General features: G+C 59.7%; 14 protein-coding genes. 8 read left to right on the top strand and 6 right to left on the bottom strand.

The features are described from left to right. Positions 1 to 2 precede the first annotated feature (2 nt). The 3 genes from N7650_RS08965 to N7650_RS08955 all read right to left on the bottom strand — a co-directional run bounded on the left by N7650_RS08965 (position 3) and on the right by N7650_RS08955 (position 3,869). Entirely contained in the window at positions 3 to 1,538 is a 1,536-nt protein-coding gene (locus tag N7650_RS08965; RefSeq protein WP_279897912.1) for a tyrosinase family protein, read from the bottom strand. Between the two features lie 178 nt (positions 1,539 to 1,716). After that, positions 1,717 to 3,240 (bottom strand): nucleobase:cation symporter-2 family protein, encoded by a 1,524-nt coding sequence (locus N7650_RS08960; RefSeq protein ID WP_037060104.1) that lies wholly within the window; start codon positions 3,238 to 3,240, stop codon positions 1,717 to 1,719. 245 nt (positions 3,241 to 3,485) lie between these two features. Next, positions 3,486 to 3,869 (bottom strand): PilZ domain-containing protein, encoded by a 384-nt coding sequence (locus N7650_RS08955; RefSeq protein WP_279897911.1) that lies wholly within the window; start codon positions 3,867 to 3,869, stop codon positions 3,486 to 3,488. Between the two features lie 182 nt (positions 3,870 to 4,051). Here N7650_RS08955 and N7650_RS08950 point away from each other — a divergent pair, with 182 nt between their 5' ends. The 3 genes from N7650_RS08950 (at position 4,052) to yjiA (ending at position 7,380) form a co-directional block, all read left to right on the top strand. Next, the gene (locus N7650_RS08950) at positions 4,052 to 6,118 is read left to right on the top strand and encodes a carbon starvation CstA family protein (protein ID WP_009398968.1); all 2,067 of its coding nucleotides are present in this window, start codon (positions 4,052 to 4,054) and stop codon (positions 6,116 to 6,118) included. Between the two features lie 15 nt (positions 6,119 to 6,133). After that, positions 6,134 to 6,331 (top strand): YbdD/YjiX family protein, encoded by a 198-nt coding sequence (locus N7650_RS08945; RefSeq protein ID WP_064303554.1) that lies wholly within the window; start codon positions 6,134 to 6,136, stop codon positions 6,329 to 6,331. Positions 6,332 to 6,411: 80 nt separating this feature from the next. Then, the gene (gene yjiA / locus N7650_RS08940) at positions 6,412 to 7,380 is read left to right on the top strand and encodes a GTPase (RefSeq protein WP_279897910.1); all 969 of its coding nucleotides are present in this window, start codon (positions 6,412 to 6,414) and stop codon (positions 7,378 to 7,380) included. 173 nt (positions 7,381 to 7,553) lie between these two features. On the opposite strand, the gene glyA is transcribed toward yjiA, so the two are convergent. Beyond that, complete coding sequence (gene glyA, locus N7650_RS08935) at positions 7,554 to 8,807, bottom strand: serine hydroxymethyltransferase (protein WP_009398971.1); 1,254 nt, start codon at positions 8,805 to 8,807, stop codon at positions 7,554 to 7,556. Between the two features lie 119 nt (positions 8,808 to 8,926). Then, positions 8,927 to 12,769 (bottom strand): bifunctional diguanylate cyclase/phosphodiesterase, encoded by a 3,843-nt coding sequence (locus N7650_RS08930; protein WP_279897909.1) that lies wholly within the window; start codon positions 12,767 to 12,769, stop codon positions 8,927 to 8,929. 1,081 nt (positions 12,770 to 13,850) lie between these two features. On the opposite strand from N7650_RS08930, the gene N7650_RS08925 reads away from it, so the two are divergent. Both N7650_RS08925 and N7650_RS08920 read left to right on the top strand, forming a co-directional pair. Further along, positions 13,851 to 14,834, top strand: coding sequence for an ATP-binding protein (locus tag N7650_RS08925; protein ID WP_051096024.1), 984 nt, complete (start codon positions 13,851 to 13,853; stop codon positions 14,832 to 14,834). 23 nt (positions 14,835 to 14,857) lie between these two features. Next, complete coding sequence (locus tag N7650_RS08920) at positions 14,858 to 17,272, top strand: S8 family peptidase (RefSeq protein WP_075043698.1); 2,415 nt, start codon at positions 14,858 to 14,860, stop codon at positions 17,270 to 17,272. A gap of 231 nt (positions 17,273 to 17,503) precedes the next feature. On the opposite strand, the gene cadR is transcribed toward N7650_RS08920, so the two are convergent. Next, positions 17,504 to 17,911, bottom strand: a complete 408-nt coding sequence (gene cadR, locus N7650_RS08915; protein ID WP_010794431.1) for a Cd(II)/Pb(II)-responsive transcriptional regulator — start codon at positions 17,909 to 17,911, stop codon at positions 17,504 to 17,506. A 95-nt stretch (positions 17,912 to 18,006) separates the two neighbouring features. Between cadR and N7650_RS08910 the strand changes: the two genes are divergently transcribed. Genes N7650_RS08910 through N7650_RS08900 form a run of 3 tightly spaced genes read left to right on the top strand, consistent with a single transcriptional unit; the run spans position 18,007 to position 20,730 of the window. Further along, positions 18,007 to 18,903, top strand: coding sequence for a cation transporter (locus N7650_RS08910; RefSeq protein WP_004364974.1), 897 nt, complete (start codon positions 18,007 to 18,009; stop codon positions 18,901 to 18,903). A 3-nt stretch (positions 18,904 to 18,906) separates the two neighbouring features. Beyond that, positions 18,907 to 19,419, top strand: a complete 513-nt coding sequence (lspA, locus tag N7650_RS08905; RefSeq protein ID WP_003821921.1) for a signal peptidase II — start codon at positions 18,907 to 18,909, stop codon at positions 19,417 to 19,419. Between the two features lie 21 nt (positions 19,420 to 19,440). Further along, the gene (locus N7650_RS08900; RefSeq protein ID WP_004574636.1) at positions 19,441 to 20,730 is read left to right on the top strand and encodes an ISL3-like element ISPpu12 family transposase; all 1,290 of its coding nucleotides are present in this window, start codon (positions 19,441 to 19,443) and stop codon (positions 20,728 to 20,730) included. Positions 20,731 to 20,820 lie beyond the last annotated feature (90 nt).

The following is a 20,820-nucleotide window of genomic DNA, read 5'->3' as shown; positions in this document are numbered from 1 at the left end:
CGTTACTGGCCCTGGCGGTAGACGCTGATGCGACCGATGGAGATATCGGCCGCCGGCGTCAGGTCGGTGCTGGCGAACAGGCTGATGTGCAGATGATCCAGGTTCAGGTCACCTTGTACATTCAGACGGTTGACGATGTCGGTAATGTCGAGGACCGCTGTCAGGCCGGCCCCGGCGTGACTTTCATCCTTCTGGCTGGCTACCCGTACGCCGAACAATCCGATGTCGCCTGCGTAGAGTTCGGGATGGGCCTCCGGCGACGCGCCATCGGGCAGGTTGACGTAGAGCGAGAGGATCACGGCGTTGAGCTTGCCACGAATATTCTCCACGTTCAGGTAGACCCGCTCCTCTGGTAACGGCGCCGCGTTGCCGGCCGTCAGCAGCCCGCGCGCGGCAAGTTTCTGCGCGACCTTGGCGATACCGGGCTTGTCCAGGCGTACAGGGCTTTCGAAACGACTGCCGAGCAGCTTGATCGGCTGGGCATTGGCACCGAGCAGTTCGGTGACTTTGGTATCGGCCACTGCCGTTGCCTCCACCTTCGCGGTGGCGAGGTTCGCCTGGGGTGGTGTTGGAAGGTCCTGGTAGGTATAGCCCAGGTCTTGCAGGCTGAGCATCTGCGAGACGATGTAGGTGTAGGTGCTGCCGTCCGGTGCCGGCATGATGAACGGGCGGCCACCCGAAGGAGGACCCTCGACCCAGGCCGGATCATCGACCGGGTTCTTGTGGGCCGGATTGCGATCGAGCCAGACCTGCCAGAGGCGGTCGATGTTGGCATGGTGGAGCCAGAATACGGGATCCAGGCCGGCCATTTGCGGGTCAGACATCAGGCCTTCGAACGGGTCTTTCTCGCCGGGCCTGTTGATGTGGCCACCTACAGCGATGTGCACTGGGTTATGCGGGTTGTTTTCCAGGCCGCCTTGTACGTCGCCGTCGAAATGGAAGACGGTTTCCGGGCCACCGAAGCCAGGCGTACCGCCCGTGGCGCCGCCGGTGAACAGGGCGATGTCCAGGGACTTGAGGTTGATTTTCAGCGGGTTGATAACCACGCGCCCGTCGATCGTGTTGCCAAAGCGCAGTTTCGGCAGGGCCAGCGGGTTGTTGGTGCCGTCGGGCAACTTGGCTTCGTAGAAGATGTGCGGCAGCGTGACACTGTGCAACCGGGTGCCGATCTCGTTGTAGTTCCAGTAGGGCAGGGCCCAGTCCGATGGGCCATTGAGCTGGATGATCGTCTCGCGCACGATGTTTTCGAACGCCAGCAGGTAGCCACGGTGCCAGGGCAGGAAGTACCAGCTCTGGTGCTGGCATTGGTTCCAGAACAGATCCTGGTCCTTCTGCGTGGGCAGGGGCGTTTCTTCGTCGATCTGCCAGTGGCTGATCCACAGGTCTTTCTTGAAGCCATGGATAGCGCCGAGGAATTGCCAACTGGTGTTGTCGGTGATCGGTCGCTTCTGCAATTCCTGTACGGCCTTGGCGTACCACAACATGGTGTCGTTCCAGCCGTCTCCCAGATCCCACAGATCCTTACGCACATATGTCATGTTCACGCTCTCCATATTCCATGTGAGGGGATGTTCCATACGGGCCTGCTCACGATAGGCCTGTGGCATCAAAGTGCCATATCCACGCGTCGGGATGTTGAAGGAAATATACGTGCGCCAACCAAACGAAAAGGGGCCGATGCTTGCGCATCGGCCCCTTGGGGGGACTGCCGTGTAATCAGTGCTCGGCAACGGCCTTTCGTCGCGGCGCCGTTGCGGCATGCTCATCCTCGGCCACCATCGGGATTTCCTTGCCGTCGGCATCGAACAGCTTGCCGTCCTTGAAGTAGTCGCCGTCACGCAGGGCGGAGATGTCGGAATAGACCACGGTGCGCTCATAACCGGCTGCGAATACCGATTGCTGGTCGGAGTTGCCGATCTTGAAGTGGTTGAACAGCAGGTTCAGGGAAATCGCCATGATCGCCGCCGAGCTGATGCCCGAGTGGAAGATGGTCTCGAACCAGTTGGGGAAGTGATCGTAGAAGTTCGGCGCGGCGATCGGGATCATGCCGAAGCCCAGGGAGGCGGCGACGATGATCAGGTTCATGTTGTTCTTGTATTCCACCTTGGACAGGGTGCGGATCCCGCTCGCCGCCACGGTGCCGAACAGCACGATGCCCGCGCCACCCAGCACCGAGGTCGGTACTGCGGCAATCACCCGGCCCATGATCGGCAGCAGGCCGAGGATCACCAGGATCACGCCACCGGTGGCCACCACGTAGCGGCTTTTCACGCCGGTGACTGCGACCAGGCCGACGTTTTGGGCGAAGGCGCTCTGGGTGAAGGAGCCGAAGATCGGCGCCAGGATGCTCGACGCCATGTCGGCGCGCAGGCCGTCGCCGAGGCGGCGCGAATCGACCTTGGTGTCGATGATTTCACCGACGGCGAGGATGTCGGCCGAGGTTTCCACCAGGGTCACGATGATCACGATGCACATCGACAGGATCGCGGCGATGTGGAAGGTCGGCATGCCGAAGTGGAACGGCGACGGCATCGCCACCAGCGGGCCGTCCAGCACCTTGCTGAAGTCGGCCATGCCCAGCGACCAGGCGATCAGGGTGCCGATGATCATGGCCAGCAGGATCGACAGGCGCGAGATCGAGGCGCTGCCGAGCTTGCTCAGCGCCAGCACGAAGGTGAAGGTCAGGGCGGCCAGGCCGATGTTCTCCATGCTGCCGAATTCCGGCGACTTGCTGTTGCCGCCCATCACCCAGCGCGCCGCGACCGGCATCAGGGTCAGGCCGATGGTGGTGATGACGATGCCGGTCACCAGCGGGGGGAAGTACTTGGTAATGCGCGAGAAGATCGGGGTGATCAGGAAACCGAGGAACGAGGCGGCCATCACCGCCCCGAGCACGCCTGGCAAGCCGCCGCCGCCTTCGGTGGAGAGGATCGCGCCCATGGTCGCCACACCGGCGAATGACACGCCCTGCACCAGCGGCAACTGGCAACCGAAGAACGGCAGGCCGAGGGTTTGCAGCAGTGTCGCCAGGCCACCGGCGAACAGCGATGCGGCGATCAGCAGGCCAATCTCGGCAGGGCCGAGGCCGGCAGCCTGGCCAAGAATCAGCGGCACCGCAACGATACCGCCATACATCGTCAGAACGTGTTGCAGACCATAAGCGACGTTGGCACCCAGGCCGAGGTTTTCATCTTCCGGACGAGGCGCAGTGGAAGACGTGCTTGGTGAGGACGTATTCATGGGAGCAGGATCTCGGTATTTATTGTTGTGCCGCTACTGTAGACATCTGTTGCCAAACATTGCCAGATAAATTGTATACAATTTATCGATTGACTCAGGAACAGTAAGGCCATTGATTTGGCCTGGTAACGGTTGCAGTAATCGTTCCAAAAAGGCGAGACGCTGTACCACGGTGTAGGAAAAAACCGTGTACAGCGCTAAATAAGCTGTCTGGTTGGACAGGAAATGCAGGCGGGGCGAAAAGGTTAGGGCGCTAAAAGATCTTGATCTTCGATCAATTGATGGAATTCGCGCTCCAGTTCGGTGCGGTCTGCCAGGTTAAGCTCCACAAGGCGGCGCAGGTGCTCCATCGACGCCAGGTCGATGTGCAGGCAGATGAAGCCCAGCTGGGTTTCCTCTATATGGCGCAATTGCACCTGCATCAGCACCTTCGCATCGGGACTGAGGGTGACCTCGGCGTCGAACAACTGTTCGCCATCGGCATCCCAACTGGACGGGACCTCCACCAGCAGCCCCTTGAGGGAGATGTCGACCAGCGCGGCCTTCCAGCGCCGGGTGCCCTGGATCAATTCGGTAGGGGCATCGAAGGCAATGCGTTTGAAGCGTCGACGTTCGTTCTGCTCGCTCATGCTCGGCCCTCCGGGTGGGTTCGACAACTATAGTCCAGCCCTTGCCAGTACCGCCCAAGGGGCGCAATCTTCGATAGTGGCGAAGGGCTTCAGAGGCTCTAGACCAACGTGGGGGCTGGCCTTTCCGGCCAGTGTCGCTAGACTCGAAACGCTACCTTTAATCAATTTGCTGGAAGCGAACCATGAACAACAATAATAGCCTGGCCCGCCATATCCCCTGGCTGGTGCTGGCAGTACTAGGGGCCTGTGCGCTCGGGGTGGTTGCCCTGCGGCGTGGCGAAGCCATCAATGCCTTGTGGATTGTCGTCGCCTCGGTGGCGATCTACCTGGTCGCGTACCGTTACTACAGCCTGTTCATCGCCACCAAGGTGATGCAGCTGGACCCTCGCCGGGCCACTCCGGCGGTGCTCAACAACGATGGCCTGGATTATGTCCCGACCAACAAGCACATCCTCTTCGGCCACCACTTCGCGGCCATCGCCGGCGCGGGGCCACTGGTCGGGCCGGTGCTTGCCGCACAGATGGGCTACCTGCCCGGCACCCTGTGGCTGATCGCCGGTGTCGTGCTGGCCGGTGCGGTGCAGGACTTCATGATCCTGTTCCTCTCCACCCGTCGCAACGGTCGCTCCCTGGGCGACATGGTGCGCGAGGAGATGGGCCGGATCCCGGGCACCATCGCCCTGTTCGGCTGCTTCCTGATCATGATCATCATCCTCGCCGTGCTGGCGCTGATCGTGGTGAAAGCCCTGGCTGAAAGCCCGTGGGGCATGTTCACCGTGATCGCGACCATCCCGATCGCGATGTTCATGGGCATCTACATGCGCTACATCCGCCCGGGCCGCATCGGTGAAATCTCCATCATCGGCGTGGTCCTGCTGCTGCTGTCCATCTGGCTGGGGGGCCAGGTTGCCGCAGATCCGGTATGGGGCCCTGCATTCACCTTCACCGGCGTGCAGATCACCTGGATGCTGGTGGGCTATGGTTTCGTCGCCGCCGTACTGCCGGTATGGCTGGTGCTGGCACCGCGTGACTACCTCTCCACCTTCCTCAAGATCGGCACCATCGTCGGCCTGGCCATCGGTATCCTGATCATCGCGCCAGAGCTGAAAATGCCGGCGCTGACCCAGTTCACCGACGGTACCGGCCCGGTCTGGAAGGGCACCCTGTTCCCGTTCCTGTTCATCACCATCGCCTGTGGCGCGGTGTCCGGCTTCCACGCGCTGATCTCTTCGGGGACCACGCCGAAGCTGCTGGATAACGAAGTCAACGCCCGCTACATCGGCTACGGCGGCATGCTGATGGAGTCGTTCGTTGCCATCATGGCCATGGTCGCCGCCTCGGTGATCGAGCCGGGTGTCTACTTCGCCATGAACAGCCCGGCCGCCGTGGTCGGTGCCGACGTCGTGTCGGTGGCGCAGACGGTCAGCAGCTGGGGCTTCACCATCACCCCCGAGCAACTTGAAGCCACCGCCCGCGACATCGGCGAGCACACCATCCTGGCCCGTGCCGGTGGTGCGCCGACCCTCGCAGTGGGTATCGCGCAGATCCTCCACCAGGTATTGCCGGGTGAAAACACCATGGCCTTCTGGTACCACTTCGCGATCCTCTTCGAGGCGCTGTTCATCCTCACCGCGGTGGACGCCGGTACCCGTGCCGGTCGCTTCATGCTGCAGGACCTGCTGGGCAGCTTCGTCCCGGCGCTGAAACGTACCGAGTCCTGGGGCGCCAACCTGCTCGCGACTGCCGGCTGCGTAGCGCTCTGGGGTTACCTGCTGTACCAGGGCGTGATCGATCCGCTGGGAGGCATCAACACCCTGTGGCCGCTGTTCGGCATCTCCAACCAGATGCTCGCCGGCATCGCCCTGATGCTCGGCACCGTGGTGCTGATCAAGATGAAGCGCCAGCAGTACATCTGGGTCACCCTGGTGCCTGCGGTGTGGCTGCTGATCTGCACCACCACGGCGGGCCTGATCAAGCTGTTCGACCCGAACCCGGCGGTCGGCTTCCTGGCCCTGGCCAAGAAGTACAGCACCGCGCTGGACGCTGGCCAGGTCCTGGCCCCGGCCAAGGACATCGGGCAGATGCAGCACGTGATCTTCAACGCCTACACTAACGCGACCCTGACCGTGCTGTTCCTGGTGGTAGTCTTCAGCATCCTGTTCTTCGCCCTCAAGGTCGGCTACGCCGCCCTCGGCAAGAAGGAGCGCAGCGACAAGGAAACCCCGTTCCAGGCCCAGCCGGAAGCTTGATAGAGGAATGCAGTGATGTTCAACGACCTGGGTCGACTGGGTAAGTACCTGGGGCAGGCAGCCCGCCTGATGGTCGGCATGCCCGACTACGACAACTACGTCGAGCACATGCAGAAGAAGCACCCGGACCAGCCGGTGATGAGCTACGAGGCGTTCTTCCGCGAACGCCAGGAAGCCCGTTACGGCGGCAAGGGTGGGCCGAAGTGCTGTTGAGCTTCGGCCGCTAGCGACAAACCTGTGGGAGCCCGGGGCACCGGGCTCCCACAGTCATTTTCAGCGTCAGGAGAATTCGTGTGCATTCCCCCATTCCCGTAACCGTGCTCAGTGGTTTTCTCGGTGCCGGCAAGACCACCCTGCTGCGCCATATCCTCAAGGCCGAGCACGGCCTGAAGATCGCCGTCATCGAAAACGAATTCAGCGATGCCGGCATCGACACCCAACTGCTCGGCGACGCGCCGGTCGAGGTCATGACCCTGGCCAACGGCTGCGTCTGCTGCAGCATCCACACCGACTTGACCAAGGCCCTGTTCCTGCTGTTGGAGCGCCTGGACAGCGGTGAGATCGCCTTCGACCGCCTGGTGATCGAATGCACCGGCCTGGCCGACCCGGCGCCGGTGGCGCAGACCTTCTTCATCGATGAGGAACTGCGTGATCGCTACATCCTCGATGGCATCATCACCCTGGTGGACGCGGCCCATGCCGACCTGCACCTGACCCAGGCCATCGCCCAGGCCCAGGTCGGGTTCGCCGACCGCCTGCTGCTGAGCAAGACCGACCTGGTGGACGACTTCACGGTCGAGGCACTGACGGCACGGCTCGGCCGGATCAACCGTCGCGCGCCGGTGCGGGTGGTGGACCACGGGCAGATCGACCTGGCCGAATTGCTGGATGTGCGGGGTTTCAATCTCAATGCCGACCTCGGTGGCGGCATGAGCCTGCGGCCGGTACTGGCGACCACCACCCCGGACCGGATTTCCAGCCTGGTGCTGCGCACTGAAACGCCTCTGGATATCGACCGGCTCAGCGAGTTCATGAACGAGCTGCTGGAGGAGCATGGCAAGCAGCTGCTGCGCTACAAGGGCGTGCTGAATATCGCCGGGGAGGATCGGCGCCTGGTGTTCCAGGGCGTGCTGAAGCTGTATGGCTTCGACTGGGACACCGAATGGGCCGAGGGCGAAACGAGGGAAAGCGTGATGGTGTTCATCGCCGATCAGTTGCCGGAAGAGAAGATCCGGGCGGGGTTCGAGGCGTTGAGTCGCTGATCCAGAGAACACCGCAGGCCCGGGCCGGCCTCATCGCTGGCAAGCCAGCTCCCACAGGGGGCTTTGTGGGAGCTGGCTTGCCAGCGATGAGGCCATCAGCCACACCGCAAATTCCAGCTACAAAAAAACCGATGCCGGTCACCCGGCATCGGTTTTTTCAGTACAGCCCTGAATCAGTTGCCGTAGACAGGCAGCTTCTTGCAGATGGCCTTGACCTTCTCGCGAACGGCGTCGATCACCGCTTCGTTGTTCAGGTCAGCCAGGATGTCGCAGATCCAGCCAGCCAGTTCCTTGCACTCCGCTTCCTTGAAGCCGCGAGTGGTGACGGCTGGAGTACCGAAGCGCAGGCCCGAAGTGACGAACGGGGAGCGCGGGTCGTTAGGCACGGAGTTCTTGTTGACAGTGATGTAGGCGCGGCCCAGGGCAGCGTCGGCATCTTTGCCGGAGATCTCCTGCTTGATCAGCGAAAGCAGGAACAGGTGGTTCTGGGTGCCGCCGGAAACGACGTCGAAACCACGCTCGATGAACACGCTGGCCATGGCCTGGGCGTTTTTCACGACCTGCTGCTGGTAGGCCTTGAACTCAGGCTGCAGCGCTTCCTTGAAGCAGATGGCCTTGGCCGCGATCACGTGCTCCAGCGGGCCGCCCTGGGCGCCCGGGAAGACTGCGGAGTTCAGCTTTTTCTCGATGTCGGCGTTGGCACGGGCCAGGATCAGGCCGCCACGCGGACCACGCAGGGTCTTGTGGGTGGTGGTGGTGACGACGTCGGCGAACGGAACCGGGTTCGGGTAGACGCCTGCGGCAACCAGGCCGGCCACGTGGGCCATGTCGACGAACAGGTAGGCACCCACTTTGTCGGCGATGGCGCGGAAGCGGGCGAAGTCCAGGACCTGCGAGTAGGCCGAGAAGCCGGCAACGATCATTTTCGGCTTGTGCTCGACCGCCAGGCGCTCGACTTCGTCGTAATCGATCAGGCCGTTACCGTCGATGCCGTACTGGATGGCGTTGTACAGCTTGCCCGACGAGCTTACCGACGCACCGTGGGTCAGGTGGCCACCGTGGGCCAGGCTCATGCCCAGGATGGTGTCGCCAGCCGACAGCAGGGCCAGGTAGACCGCGGCGTTGGCCTGGGAGCCGGCGTGCGGCTGGACGTTGGCGTAGTCGGCACCGAACAGTTCCTTGGCACGATCGATGGCCAGTTGCTCGACCACGTCGACGTACTCGCAACCACCGTAGTAGCGCTTGCCCGGGTAGCCTTCGGCGTACTTGTTGGTCAGGACCGAGCCCTGGGCCTCCATCACGGCCGGGCTGGTGTAGTTTTCCGAAGCGATCAGCTCGATGTGCTCTTCCTGGCGCTGGGCTTCCTGCTGCATGGCTTCGAAGAGCTCGGCGTCGTACTTGGCAATGGTCAAATCACGGCTGAACATGGCGGTCCTCAAGGATCGGGCTGAAATAGGCCGGCATTCTACCCCATAGACTTTTGTCTGGCATATGAAAGGGCGTCATCTGGCGGACAAATGGGATTCAAGCAGGGGAAAACCGGCTGCTATTCCAGCATGAACAGGGTTTCGTTGCTGAATTGCGCCTCGAACTGGTGGGCCGGCATCGGCCGGCCGAACAGATAACCCTGGACTTCGTCGCAGCCATGTTCGCGGAGGAACTCCAGCTGTTCATGGGTTTCCACGCCCTCGGCGATCACCGCCAGGTTGAGGCTGTGGGCCATGGCGATGATCGCCCGGGCGATCTGTGCGTCCTGCTCGCCCTCGGGAAGGCCGTCGACGAAAGTGCGGTCGATCTTCAGCACGTCGATGGGGAACTGCTTGAGGTAGTTGAGCGACGAGTAGCCTGTACCGAAATCGTCGACGGCGATGCTCAGGCCGAGGTTCTTCAGGCTGTCGAGGATCTGCATGGCCTCGTGGACTTCACGCATCAGGATACTTTCGGTCAGTTCCAGCTCCAGGCACGTCGGCGGCAGGCCGGTGTCCTTGAGTATGGCGGCGATGCGGTTGCCCAGCTGGCCGTCGGAGAACTGCCGCGCCGAGATGTTTACCGAGACCTTCGGCACCCGCACCCTGGCCTGGTGCCAGGCCTTGAGCTGGCGCGAGGCTTCGGCGATGACCCAGTCGCCCACATCCACCACCAGGCCCAGTTCCTCCATCACCGGGATGAAATCCCCCGGCGGCACCAGCCCGCGCTGCGGATGCCGCCAGCGCAGCAGGGCCTCGGCGCCGGTCAGGCGCTTGCCGTCGCCGCTGAACTGCGGTTGGTAATAGAGGATGAACTCGTTCTGCTCCAGGGCATGGCGCAGGTCGCTTTCCAGCTCCAGGCGCTCCAGGGCGCTGGCGTTCATGTCGGCCTGGTAGAACTGGAAGTTGTTCTTGCCGCGTTCCTTGGCGTGGTACATCGCGGTGTCGGCGTTCTTCATCAACTGGCTCAGCTCGCTGCCGTCCTGCGGGCTGAGGGCGATGCCGATACTGGCGGTGACGAAGAACTCGCGGTTCTCCAGGACGAACGGCCGCACCAGGCTGGTGAGGATCTGCTCGGCCACATGCACGGCGCGGTGCAGCGCCATTTCCCGGGTCGCCCGCGGCTGCAGGAGCAGGGTGAACTCGTCGCCACCCATGCGCGCCACCGTGTCGTCGTCATCGACGCAATCGAGCAGGCGCTCGGCCATGTCCTTGAGCATGCGGTCGCCGGCGGCATGGCCGAGGGAGTCGTTGATCGGCTTGAAGCGGTCGAGGTCGAGGAACATCAGCACCACCCACGACTTGTGCCGCTCGGCCTGCTGCAGCGCGGTGTACAGGCGGTCCTGGAACAGCGTGCGGTTGGGCAGGTGGGTGAGGGCGTCATAGTAGGCCAGGCGATGGATGCGCTGTTCGCTGGCCTTGCGCTCGCTGATATCGGTGAAGAAGCACACGTAGCTGGCCAGGTCGCCTTCGTCGTCGAGCACCGCGGTGATGCCGACCCACGCCGGGTAGTGCTCGCCATTGCGTCGCTTGAGCCAGATCTCGCCTTCCCAGGTGCCGTGCTGGTGCAGTTGCTTGAGGATGTAGCGCAGGGTGGAGTCCTGCTGGCCGTCGACCGTGAGCATGCTCGGTACCTGGTCGAGCACGTCGCGCACGGCATAGCCGCTGACCCGGCTGAAGGCTTCGTTGGCCTGGACGATGTAGCCGGCCGGATCGGTGATCAGGATCGCCGACGTGGAATGCTCGAAGACCGTCGCGGCCATGCGCAGGTCTTTTTCCGCACGGCGCTGCTGGCTGATATCGCGACCGACGCCGAGGATTCCGCCGAACTGGTCATGTTCGTCCCAGACCAGCACCAGGCGCAGTTCGATAGGGATTTTGCGGCCATCGGCGCGCAGGCAGTCGAAGAGGAACAACTGGGTCGGCACCTGGGTGCGCAGCGCGGCCAGTTGCGCGGCATCGCCGAGCGCGCGGTTGACCCGCTCGACCAGGGTATACAGCCCGGCCAGTTGTGCCGGGTTGGCGATGGTCGACTGCCAGCCGTTGCTGAAAATCCACTCGACGTCGTAGCCCAGCACCGAGTGCACCGAAGGACTGACGTAGTTGAGCTGGAGGCGGTCGTCGGTGGAGAAGATCACGTCGCTGATGCTTTCGGCGAGCATGCGATAGCGCTGTTCGCTGTCGCGCAGGGATTCGCTGGCCTCCAGCTGGTCGGTGACGTCCTTGGCCACGCCGATGATCCGCGTGACGTTGCCGGCGGCATCGCGGGTCAGCACCTGCTCGCGGATGTCGTAGCGGCGCCAGCGCTGGTCGTGATGGCGGAAGCGCAACTGGCAATGCAGTTGCTCGACATAGCCGCTTTCCCGCTGCTGGCGGCGCAGGTCGCGGTACAGCTCGGCGTCTTCCGGGTGCAGCAGGATCTCCCAGAAGAACTCGCCCATGCGCGCCAGCTCGTGGCGCTCGTAGCCGAGGGTCTGCCCAAGATGGCGGTTGCTGAAGATCATCCGCAGGCTTTGCACGTCCTGGACGTAGAGCTGGTCCGGCACGGTGCGGACCACGTCGGACCAGAAACTCTCGCGCTCCAGCAGTGACAGTTCGACACGCTTGCGGCTGGTGATATCGCTAATGCTGAGGATCACCGCCCGATAATCGCGGCGTTGCTCGGGGAAGCGCACCATCAGCCACAGGTGCTGGTCCAGGCCATGCGCCGTCGGCAAGCGGACTTCCAGTTCCAGGCGCGCCTGGCGGTCCAGCACCGCCGCTACCAGTTGCTCGCCGACGCCGCCGTTTTCCAGGGCATTGCCGGCGATCAGGTGCCGCCAGGTGCCTTCGCAGCAATCGACACCCAGCAGTTGCAGGGCAACCTGGTTGACTTCCGTCACCTTCAGCTCGCGCAGCAATTGCTCGCGCAGGGTCGGGTCGGCGTCCAGGCGTTGTTCCAGTTCCAGGCGGCTGCGCAGGCGCAGGCGGTCGAGGATTGGGTCCAGGCCCGACAGGTCCAGCACGCACAGGGCGACGCCGGTGCTTTCGAAGATGTCCTGGTAGCGGCGGCGCCCGGCCTGGAGCATCTGGTTGCGCCGGCGCATGTTGAACAGTGCCAGCACGGGCAGCAGGGCGCAGAGCAGGCCGAGCAGGGCCTTGCCGACCAGCGCCGGGAGCAGTTCACCGCGGGTGCGCTCGGCATCGTGGAAGCCGCGCAGTTGCCAGTCGCTGTTATCGACGAAGGCCAGCATTACGCTTTGCAGCGGTGCGGTTTCGGTCGTCGGCGACGTCGCCTGTTGGCGTTGCAGGTGCTGGTGGATGATCGCGGCGGTCTGGCCGTTTTCCAGTTGCCACTGGAGAGGGTCGGCGGGCTCCAGGCGTTCGGCCAGTTGCTGGTACCAGGACGGTTCGAAGCGCAGCAGCCAGTAGCCAGCGCCGTCGTGCTGGCGCAGCAGCAGATAGACCCGCTCGTTGCCGGGCGCATTGCTGAAGTGATGATCCTGCTCGTGGTTCAGGCGCAGCAGTTCGGTCATGGCCGCCTGGTCCGGCGACGGGCCAAGGCTGTCGCGCAGGATCCGCCCGTCGCCATCGAGCCAGGCCAGGCTGGCGAGGGCGGGCTGGCGCTGGTGCAGGCGGGCGTACAGCCCCGCCAGCACGTCGGTATCTGGTGCAGTGGCACCGACCGGCAGCAGGTTGCGTGTGCGTTCGGCTTCCAGGGCCAGGCTCAGGTTGAGGCGATCGGCAATCTCGGCGCTGGCATCGATGCTGTGCTGGCGGCGTTCGGTGACGGTGCGGCGGTATTGATCGAAGGTTTGCCACAGCAGCAGGGCCAGCAACAGCAAGGCCAGGGTGGCCAGGGCACCCTTGAGCGAGCCGCGCAGGGGCTGACCCGACGCAACGGCGGCTTTGCGCAAGGAAGGCGGCTGATTGAGGTCGGTCAAACGGTGTTCCTGCGGTATGGCTGGCTGGTCGTCGCAGCGCGCACTATAAGCCGGACGCCCGAAGGGCGGCTAGCATGCCCTGACTTGTGGCAAAGTGCCAGTCCTGTTCATCGGGCCGGCACCTGCCCGGCTGTGCTGCCCCTGCCCGGCGGCGTCCAGTTGGGGTAACCTTGGCGGTTCCGATTATCCGTTACCGAGGGTGAGGCCGCTGCCCGTGCCCGCCGTGAGCCTGCCCTGACAGAACACGGCGCTCCACCCCGATACCCGGTTTTTGTCCAGCCCTGTCCCGTGGACGGGGCTTTTCCAACGATTCGAGCGAGGTCCGCATTTTGGCTCAATATGCATATCTGCGCTATTAGTTTTTGGTCGCGTTTTCTGATTGAGAGATTTTTCCCCTACAGTTCTGGGCTCCAGCCTATCGGCAATGGCAAAAAATCTAAAAAACGTTGCCTTGTCTAAATTTTAGTAACCTTTTGGCGCTTTTGGGGCCAGATCTAACCTCGAAACTTAACTTTTTTCATCTGGCAGAAAGCTCGGTTCGCCGGTCATCGCATGTGTGGCGCAACTCTAATCTCTAAAACTGCAGGTCCTAAGCACCCTACATGCTGAACAGACAGCTGAAAGTTTGATAGCTGTATAAGTTTGCAGAATTTGTAGGTGTTCTGGTGCACGCATGGATCATGCTTGGTGTTCGACTTTTTAGTTTTAGCAAAAGTTATCTAGTTGCAGATGCTTGCAGGTTCTCCCGGCCAGCATGCTGCTTCGCGGGTACCTGGCTATCCTTGGAGTGGCATTTTTACAGAGGGCGGCTCATCGTCCTCGCAAGCAAAGCCGCTCGTCGACTGTCATTGAAAATCCGAGCTGAGGCTTTGGAAATACTGGACAAATAGCCACCCTAGGCGATACTCTTGCAGTAAGCTTAGTGTAAGAGTTTTTAGAGTTTGCACTATAGCAATTATTGGAAAGGAGTCCGTTCATGTTAGCTCTCATTGATTCAGCCTGTTAGTTGTACTGCTTAGGGCAAGAATTGGTTTCATGAGTTGACGACTCTGAGAAACAACCTAATTGCAGGACCTATCAAATGGCTAACGGAAAAATACTACGGCAGCTCTTCAAGGCCGGAACGCTCGGAGATCAGGCGGCCTTCCGTCGTGCTTCGGAAGCTATTATCGAAGAAGAGCGGCAAAAACAGCACCACCTTCTGGCTAACGATTTGGAACAGATTCTTTACGGCGGCGACATGCATGTTCAGTCCGCACGTAAACCGCAATTTACCGCTGACATTCCTGTAGATAAGGAGCGTGGACTTCCGCTTCTCGATATTAGGCCGCCCAAGCGATCGCTTGAAGAGATCATCCTCCCTGAGAGCAGTTCCGTCATGATCGAGGAGATGCTTGAGGAGCATCGCCGTTCTGAGGTCCTTCGCAGTTACGGCATGAAGCCATCAGGCAAGGTCATTTTCTTCGGTCCACCAGGTTGCGGTAAGACTCTTGCGGCTGAAGTGATCGCCTTCGAGTTGGACCGGCCACTGGCTATCGTCCGGCTCGACGCACTGGTGTCGTCGTTCCTCGGAGAAACTGCCGCCAACCTGCGAAAGGTGTTTGAGTTCATTTCCAAGCATCAGTTGGTTGTTTTGTTTGACGAGTTTGATGCGATTGGCAAAGAGCGTGGTGATAGTTCTGATCACGGTGAGCTCCGCCGTGTGGTCAATGCTGTATTGCAGATGATGGATGCTTACGATGGTCAGAGCCTCATTTTGGCAGCGACCAACCACGAAAGTATTCTTGATTCAGCAATTTGGCGCCGGTTTGATGACGCCATTGAATTTCCACTTCCTGATAGGAAACAGCTTACCTCGTTGTTGCAGCTAAAGTTGCGGGGTATTCGCCGACAATTTGAGCTAGATGACGGCGAGTTGCTGGCAGAGCTTGAAGGGAAAAGTGGTGCCGATGTCGAACGAGTTGTTCGGCGTGCCATTAAGCGTATGATATTGCGAAACCAAGAGTTCCTCACCATCAAAGAGCTTCGTAGTGCACTGGTGCGAGAGGGGCTTCGAAAACACTGATCCGCTGCAATCAAGGACGATGAATGGCAACGTACAAGCACCTGAGCTTTGAGCGCGAAAATCTCGACAATGCCCGCCGGACAAAAAATCCGCCGAAGTTCGCCAAGCGTGGTGACTTGCGCGGGCATGGTCAAAAGCTGAACGGCTACTTCGCCACTGCCGCAGGCATTGCGCGCCAGCAAATCAAGTCTGCAGAAAACTCCCCTTTCGTGCTTAAGTTGCAGTACGACGGCGCGATGACCTTCGAAAATCTCCAAAAGCATGGCCTAGAGTTCATCAGTCAGGAAGGCAAGCAGGTGTGTGTCGTCTTCGCCACCGAGCAGGGCCTAGCGGTTTTCCAAGATCACCTGAACAAGCTCGGCGTCCTGGGTCAGACCGTAAGCTATAAGCAGATTCTCGAAGCCATCGAGGGTATCGACGCCTGGTCTGCCGAGGATAGGAAGAGCTGGGCGCTGCGCAATCTTGGCCTCCCCGAGGGGGAGCACTTCAAGCTGGATGTTGAGCTATGGCCTCACTACGTCATGAATCACCCAGCACGGATTCGCCTCGTCACGGGTTTTGAAAAATGGTTGGAAGAGGCTGGCATGCAGACAGTGCACAAGCTGAATTACGACAGCTTGGTCATGTATCGCGTCGAAGCTACGCAGGCGCAGGCTGACCTACTTTTGAATCACAGCGATGTGCGTCTGGTCGATCGGATACCGCAGACTGGCATCACTTATGCCCAGCTGAACCGAGATATAGCTGAGCTTCCAGGCAATATTCCGCAACCTGCTCTCGAAGCAGCACGAGTATGCATTCTCGACAGTGGGATCAATACGAACCATCCACTTCTTAGATCCGCAATTGCCGAGAGTGAATCATTCGTTGAAGGCCAAGACGAGTTTGATGAAGTGGGGCATGGTACCGCTGTAGCCGGCATCGCTCTGTATGGTGACGTTGAAGCTTGTGACCGCAGTAATTACTGGCGTCCGGAGTTTTGGCTCTACAACGGCAAGGTCATGCGGAAATGTCCAGATACCGAAAATCCTATTTACGACGAGCACACCGTTGAGGCTACTCTGACGGAGGCTGTTGAGCACTTCGTAGGTTTAGGGTGCAGGATCTTCAACCTCTCATTGGGGAACAGTAATGCTCCCTATGACGGCAGCCACGTTCGCGGGTTGGCTTACATCCTGGATGTGCTTGCGCGTAAGCACAACGTCCTGTTCGTAGTCTCGACCGGTAACTTCATGGGGTCATCTGACCCAGCTGTACCTATCAATAGCTGGCGCGAAGAGTACCCAGAATACCTGTTGCACGAGAGCAGCGTCATCATTGATCCAGCACCTGCGATGAACGTGCTAACGGTAGGCAGTATTGCCCGACACGATGCCACCGTGGATAGTCAGCGTTATCCTGAAATTCATCAGCTATCCCCGTCCTGTGAGAATCAGCCATCACCATTCACGCGGCATGGCCCGTCGGTTAAAGGCGCGTTGAAGCCGGAGCTGGTGGCTCATGGAGGAAACCTGGCGTGCCCGGTACATTTCAGGAACAACCAGTGGAAGACGGAAATGCGCGGCCTGGGCGTTCTGACCTTGAACTACCAGTTTCAGGGCAATACGCTGTTCAAAGAAATCTGCGGTACTAGTTTCTCTGCCCCCTACATCACCTACCTTTCCGGCCGTTTACTCAATGAATATCCGGACGCCTCGGCCAACTTGCTGCGAGCGATGCTGGTGAATCACGCATCGCTGCCGAGCGAGATTGAGACCGCTTTCCCTGACGAAATGAGGAAGGGATACAAGGTCAACAAAGCCACCTATAACCGTGAGATTTCTCGCGACGTTGCCGGCTATGGGCAGGTGAACGAAAGCGATTTGTTTCGATCCTCAGATCACTGCGTAGTGCTAATGTGCGAGGAGACGATTGAAAAAGACGCCTGCCAGTTCTTCGAGTTGCCACTGCCAGCGTCTTATCTGCGCAAAGCGAGAGGGCTGAGGGAATTGAGCGTGACCCTCGCTTATTCGCCAGCTGTGAGAACCACGCGGTTGGATTATCTCGCCACGCAGATTAGCTACAGGTTGGTCAAAGGTAAGTCGCTTGATGAAGTGCAGGCGCACTTCAACAAGGAAAACCAGGACGAAGCAGAGACACGAAACGACGATGCAGCCACCAATCGTGATATCTCTGCGCAGCTGCGAAGCAGAGGTACTGTGCAATCCTCAAAATGGACCTTCAAGCAGCGCAATCCGGACGAGAAGTGGTTCGTGGTGGTAATTCGCCAGGATCGGGAGTGGAATCATCCGGATGTGCTGGTTGAAGAACCCTACGCGCTTGTAGTGACGGTTTCAGACCGTGATAACGAGCAGGCGCAATTATACAGCGAGATTCAAGCCACCCTAGCTCTGCAGTTACAGGCAAGAGAGCAGGCACGTCAGCGGGCCGCGATATAGTTTGCAAAGCGAGAGAGTCTAGCCAGAGCTCTCTTGTTTACTCTAAGTTGACGGGGCCACCACCCCAACTGCAGTACGGATTGTGGTGGCTCTTCCTAGTTGCTAGTCTGAGAGTATCAGCTATGCATCACTCGTCTATTTATTGGGTAAGCGGATTAAATGGTTGATCTTACCTTTGCATGAGAGTGAGACAGACCGGCATCTCATCGGATTATCTGGTTGATGCTTCACCTACTGCTGGTGCATGTTTCCTTCGCTAATTCCAGCAAGAACCCCACACGCCTCAACTTCCCGGTCATCGTTGCAACTCGCTCTCAGTGAAACGAGTTGTTTCTCAAGCGCTTGCAGAGCGGTTATCTGCGACCGCACATGAGAGATGTGATCATCGAGCAAGGCGTTGACGGCGGTACAAGGCTGATGAGGGTCGTCCTGATAGCGCTTTAGTTCGTGAATTTCTGCCAGTGACAGATCCAGGATGCGGCAGCGACGAATAAAGGCCAGCCGCTCAACGTGTTTCTCGGTATAGACACGGTAACCGTTGTCCTGCCGATCAGGCGGCGGCAACAAGCCCTGCTGTTCATAGAAGCGGATCGTCTGTGTTTCGACCCCTACCAACTGCGCCAACTGACCAATGCGCATCAGCCTCCTCCCCAACGGATTCTTTACTCTATTGACCTTATAGTAGCTTTATAGTTTTAAATGGTACCACAACATTGTTCAAGTGGAGTCGTATCATGAGCAAATCCTGTGGTGGCGCCTGTGGCGGTGATGCAACGTCCGCAGCGGATACCGATATACAGGCCTCCTCCGAGGCGCCAGGGAGATGGGTCAGTGTTTATGCCGTGCCGAAGATGGACTGTCCATCAGAAGAACGAATGATTCGCCTAGCCCTGAACGGCTTTGAGGAGATTCGGGCGCTGTCCTTCGACTTGTCGAACCGCCGGCTGAAGGTCGTGCATGACGGCGAGGTCGAGCCCGTCACCTCGAAACTGAAGACCTTGGGGCTAGGCGCCTCGCTTCAGGAAACCGTCGCTGCAAATCCGGAGACCATCAAGGCCGCCGAGTTTTCGGCAGCTTCTGCTAAGCAAGAATCCGGGACCCTGCGCTGGTTGCTCGGCATCAATGCACTTCTGTTCGTGGTGGAAATGACTGCCGGTCTGATCGCCCGGTCCACCGGCCTGATTGGAGAATCCCTGGACAATTTTGCCGATGCGGCGGTGTACGGGCTTGCCCTTTATGCGGTTGGACATAGCGTGAAAATGCAGGTACGTGCCGCGCATCTTGCTGGTGTACTGCAACTGATCTTGGCTGTGGGCGTGCTCGTAGAGGTGGTGAGACGCTTTGTATTCGGTAGTGAGCCTGAATCGCTGGTGATGATGGCTATCGCATTCGTCGCATTGATTGCCAATACCAGTTGTCTGCTGCTCATATCCAAACATCGGGAAGGCGGGGCGCACATGAAGGCAAGCTGGATATTCTCGGCCAACGACGTGGTGATCAACCTGGGGGTCATCACCGCCGGCGCCCTGGTCGCGTGGACCGGTTCCAATTATCCGGATCTGATTATCGGCACCATCGCGGGGGGCATTGTACTTAACGGTGCCAGACGCATTTTGGCGTTGAAGGGTTAAATAATGCTCATTATTGGCAAAAAGCTCTCGCCGTATGCCCTATTGTCCATATCGGGCCTGCTGGCAGCGTCTGATCAGGCTGTAAAGTGGCTGGTGCAGCAATCAATGGCCTATGGCGAGTATGTTTCGGTGACCCCGTTCTTTAACTGGGTGCACCTATGGAACACCGGTGCCGCATTCAGTCTTTTTGCGAATGGTGGAGGCTGGCAGCGCTACTTTTTTATCGGAATCGCGGTAGTGGTCTCGATTTTTCTGATCAAGCTGATCCTTGAAAATCGTCATAAAGGAGAAGCCATCGCTTACAGTCTTATCCTCGGTGGCGCCATGGGCAACCTGATTGACCGGGTCTTTCGCGGCTATGTTGTGGATTCCTTTGATTTCTATTGGCGAGACTGGCATTGGCCGGCCTTCAACCTGGCTGATATTGCAATTGTCCTCGGTGCCTTACTTTTCGTTTCCAGCAGCTTGTTGGGTAAAAAAGCAAACACCAATGCCGAGTCGGATGGATCTGACTGACACCTACGCCTATACAACACCATGACCGAACTTCCCGACAACATCCTTCACCTGCCGCAATACCAAGTACTGGGCTGCAAATCAACCGACGACGAAATGCACTTCCAGGTGGACGTGCCCGATCCCATCGCCTGCGAGGAATGCGGCGTGCAGGGTGAGTTCGTACGGTTCGGCAAGCGTGACGTTCCCTATCGTGATCTGCCCATCCACGGCAAGCGGGTCACTCTCTGGGTGGTCCGCCGCCGATACACCTGCCGGGCCTGCAAGACAACATTCAGGCCCCAGCTACCGGAGATGGTGGACGGATTCCGTATGACACTGCGGCTGCATGAGTACGTGGAGAAGGAATCCTTCAACCACCCCTACACCTTTGTGGCGGCACAGACCGGCCTGGACGAGAAGACGGTGCGCGACATCTTCAACGCCCGCGCCGAGTTCCTGGGGCGCTGGCACCGCTTCGAGACGCCCCGCATCCTGGGCATTGACGAGCTATACCTGAACAAGCGCTACCGCTGCATTCTGACCAACATTGAGGAGCGAACCCTGCTCGACCTGCTGGCCACCCGCCGCCAGGACGTGGTGACCAACTACCTGATGAAGCTGAAAGACCGGCAGAAGGTCGAGATCGTCAGCATGGACATGTGGAACCCCTACCGGGCAGCGGTCAAGGCTGTGCTGCCCCAGGCCCGTATCGTGGTCGATAAGTTCCATGTGGTGCGCATGGCCAACGATGCCCTAGAGAGAGTGCGCAAGGGCCTCAGAAAGGAGCTGAAACCGTCCCAGAGCCGGACTCTCAAGGGAGACCGGAAAATCCTGCTGAAACGCGCTCACGAAGTCTCAGACCGGGAGCGCCTCATCATGGAGACCTGGACAGGCGCGTTCCCGCAACTGCTGGCCGCCTACGAGCACAAGGAGCGCTTCTACGGCATCTGGGACGCCACCACACGGCTCCAGGCAGAAGCCGCCCTGGACGAGTGGATAGCCACCATCCCGAAGGGCCAAAAGGAAGTCTGGAGCGATCTGGTCAGGGCAGTGGGAAACTGGCGCGAAGAGACCATGACCTACTTCGAGACGGACATGCCCGTCACCAACGCTTACACGGAGTCCATCAACCGACTGGCCAAGGACAAGAACCGTGAAGGGCGCGGTTACTCCTTCGAGGTGATGCGGGCACGAATGCTCTACACCACGAAGCACAAGAAGAAGGCACCGACTGCGAAGGTCTCTCCTTTCTACAAGAAAACCATCGGTTACGGACTGCCGGACTTCGCAGAGGAACTCAACTACGGAGTCGATCTATCAACCATCTGAGGGTGGTATCAGATTGATGGGGTGAAGGTGCCCCATCAACCATTAAATCCGTATACCCTATTTATTTAGGTGGAGTATAAAGTCAGCCTA

Source organism: Pseudomonas sp. GD04058 (genome assembly GCF_029836855.1).
Lineage (GTDB): Bacteria > Pseudomonadota > Gammaproteobacteria > Pseudomonadales > Pseudomonadaceae > Aquipseudomonas > Aquipseudomonas bharatica.
The sequence above is the reverse complement of the archived record's forward strand: the minus strand, read 5'-3'. Positions and strand labels throughout refer to the sequence as shown.

Coding starts and splice junctions, on each gene's coding strand:
- N7650_RS08965 (WP_279897912.1), bottom strand. CDS start 1,538: ATGACATATGTGCGTAAGGATCTGTGGGATCTGGGAGACGGCTGGAAC.
- N7650_RS08960 (WP_037060104.1), bottom strand. CDS start 3,240: ATGAATACGTCCTCACCAAGCACGTCTTCCACTGCGCCTCGTCCGGAA.
- N7650_RS08955 (WP_279897911.1), bottom strand. CDS start 3,869: ATGAGCGAGCAGAACGAACGTCGACGCTTCAAACGCATTGCCTTCGAT.
- N7650_RS08950 (WP_009398968.1), top strand. CDS start 4,052: ATGAACAACAATAATAGCCTGGCCCGCCATATCCCCTGGCTGGTGCTG.
- N7650_RS08945 (WP_064303554.1), top strand. CDS start 6,134: ATGTTCAACGACCTGGGTCGACTGGGTAAGTACCTGGGGCAGGCAGCC.
- glyA (WP_009398971.1), bottom strand. CDS start 8,807: ATGTTCAGCCGTGATTTGACCATTGCCAAGTACGACGCCGAGCTCTTC.
- N7650_RS08925 (WP_051096024.1), top strand. CDS start 13,851: ATGGCTAACGGAAAAATACTACGGCAGCTCTTCAAGGCCGGAACGCTC.
- N7650_RS08920 (WP_075043698.1), top strand. CDS start 14,858: ATGGCAACGTACAAGCACCTGAGCTTTGAGCGCGAAAATCTCGACAAT.
- cadR (WP_010794431.1), bottom strand. CDS start 17,911: ATGCGCATTGGTCAGTTGGCGCAGTTGGTAGGGGTCGAAACACAGACG.
- N7650_RS08910 (WP_004364974.1), top strand. CDS start 18,007: ATGAGCAAATCCTGTGGTGGCGCCTGTGGCGGTGATGCAACGTCCGCA.
- lspA (WP_003821921.1), top strand. CDS start 18,907: ATGCTCATTATTGGCAAAAAGCTCTCGCCGTATGCCCTATTGTCCATA.
- N7650_RS08900 (WP_004574636.1), top strand. CDS start 19,441: ATGACCGAACTTCCCGACAACATCCTTCACCTGCCGCAATACCAAGTA.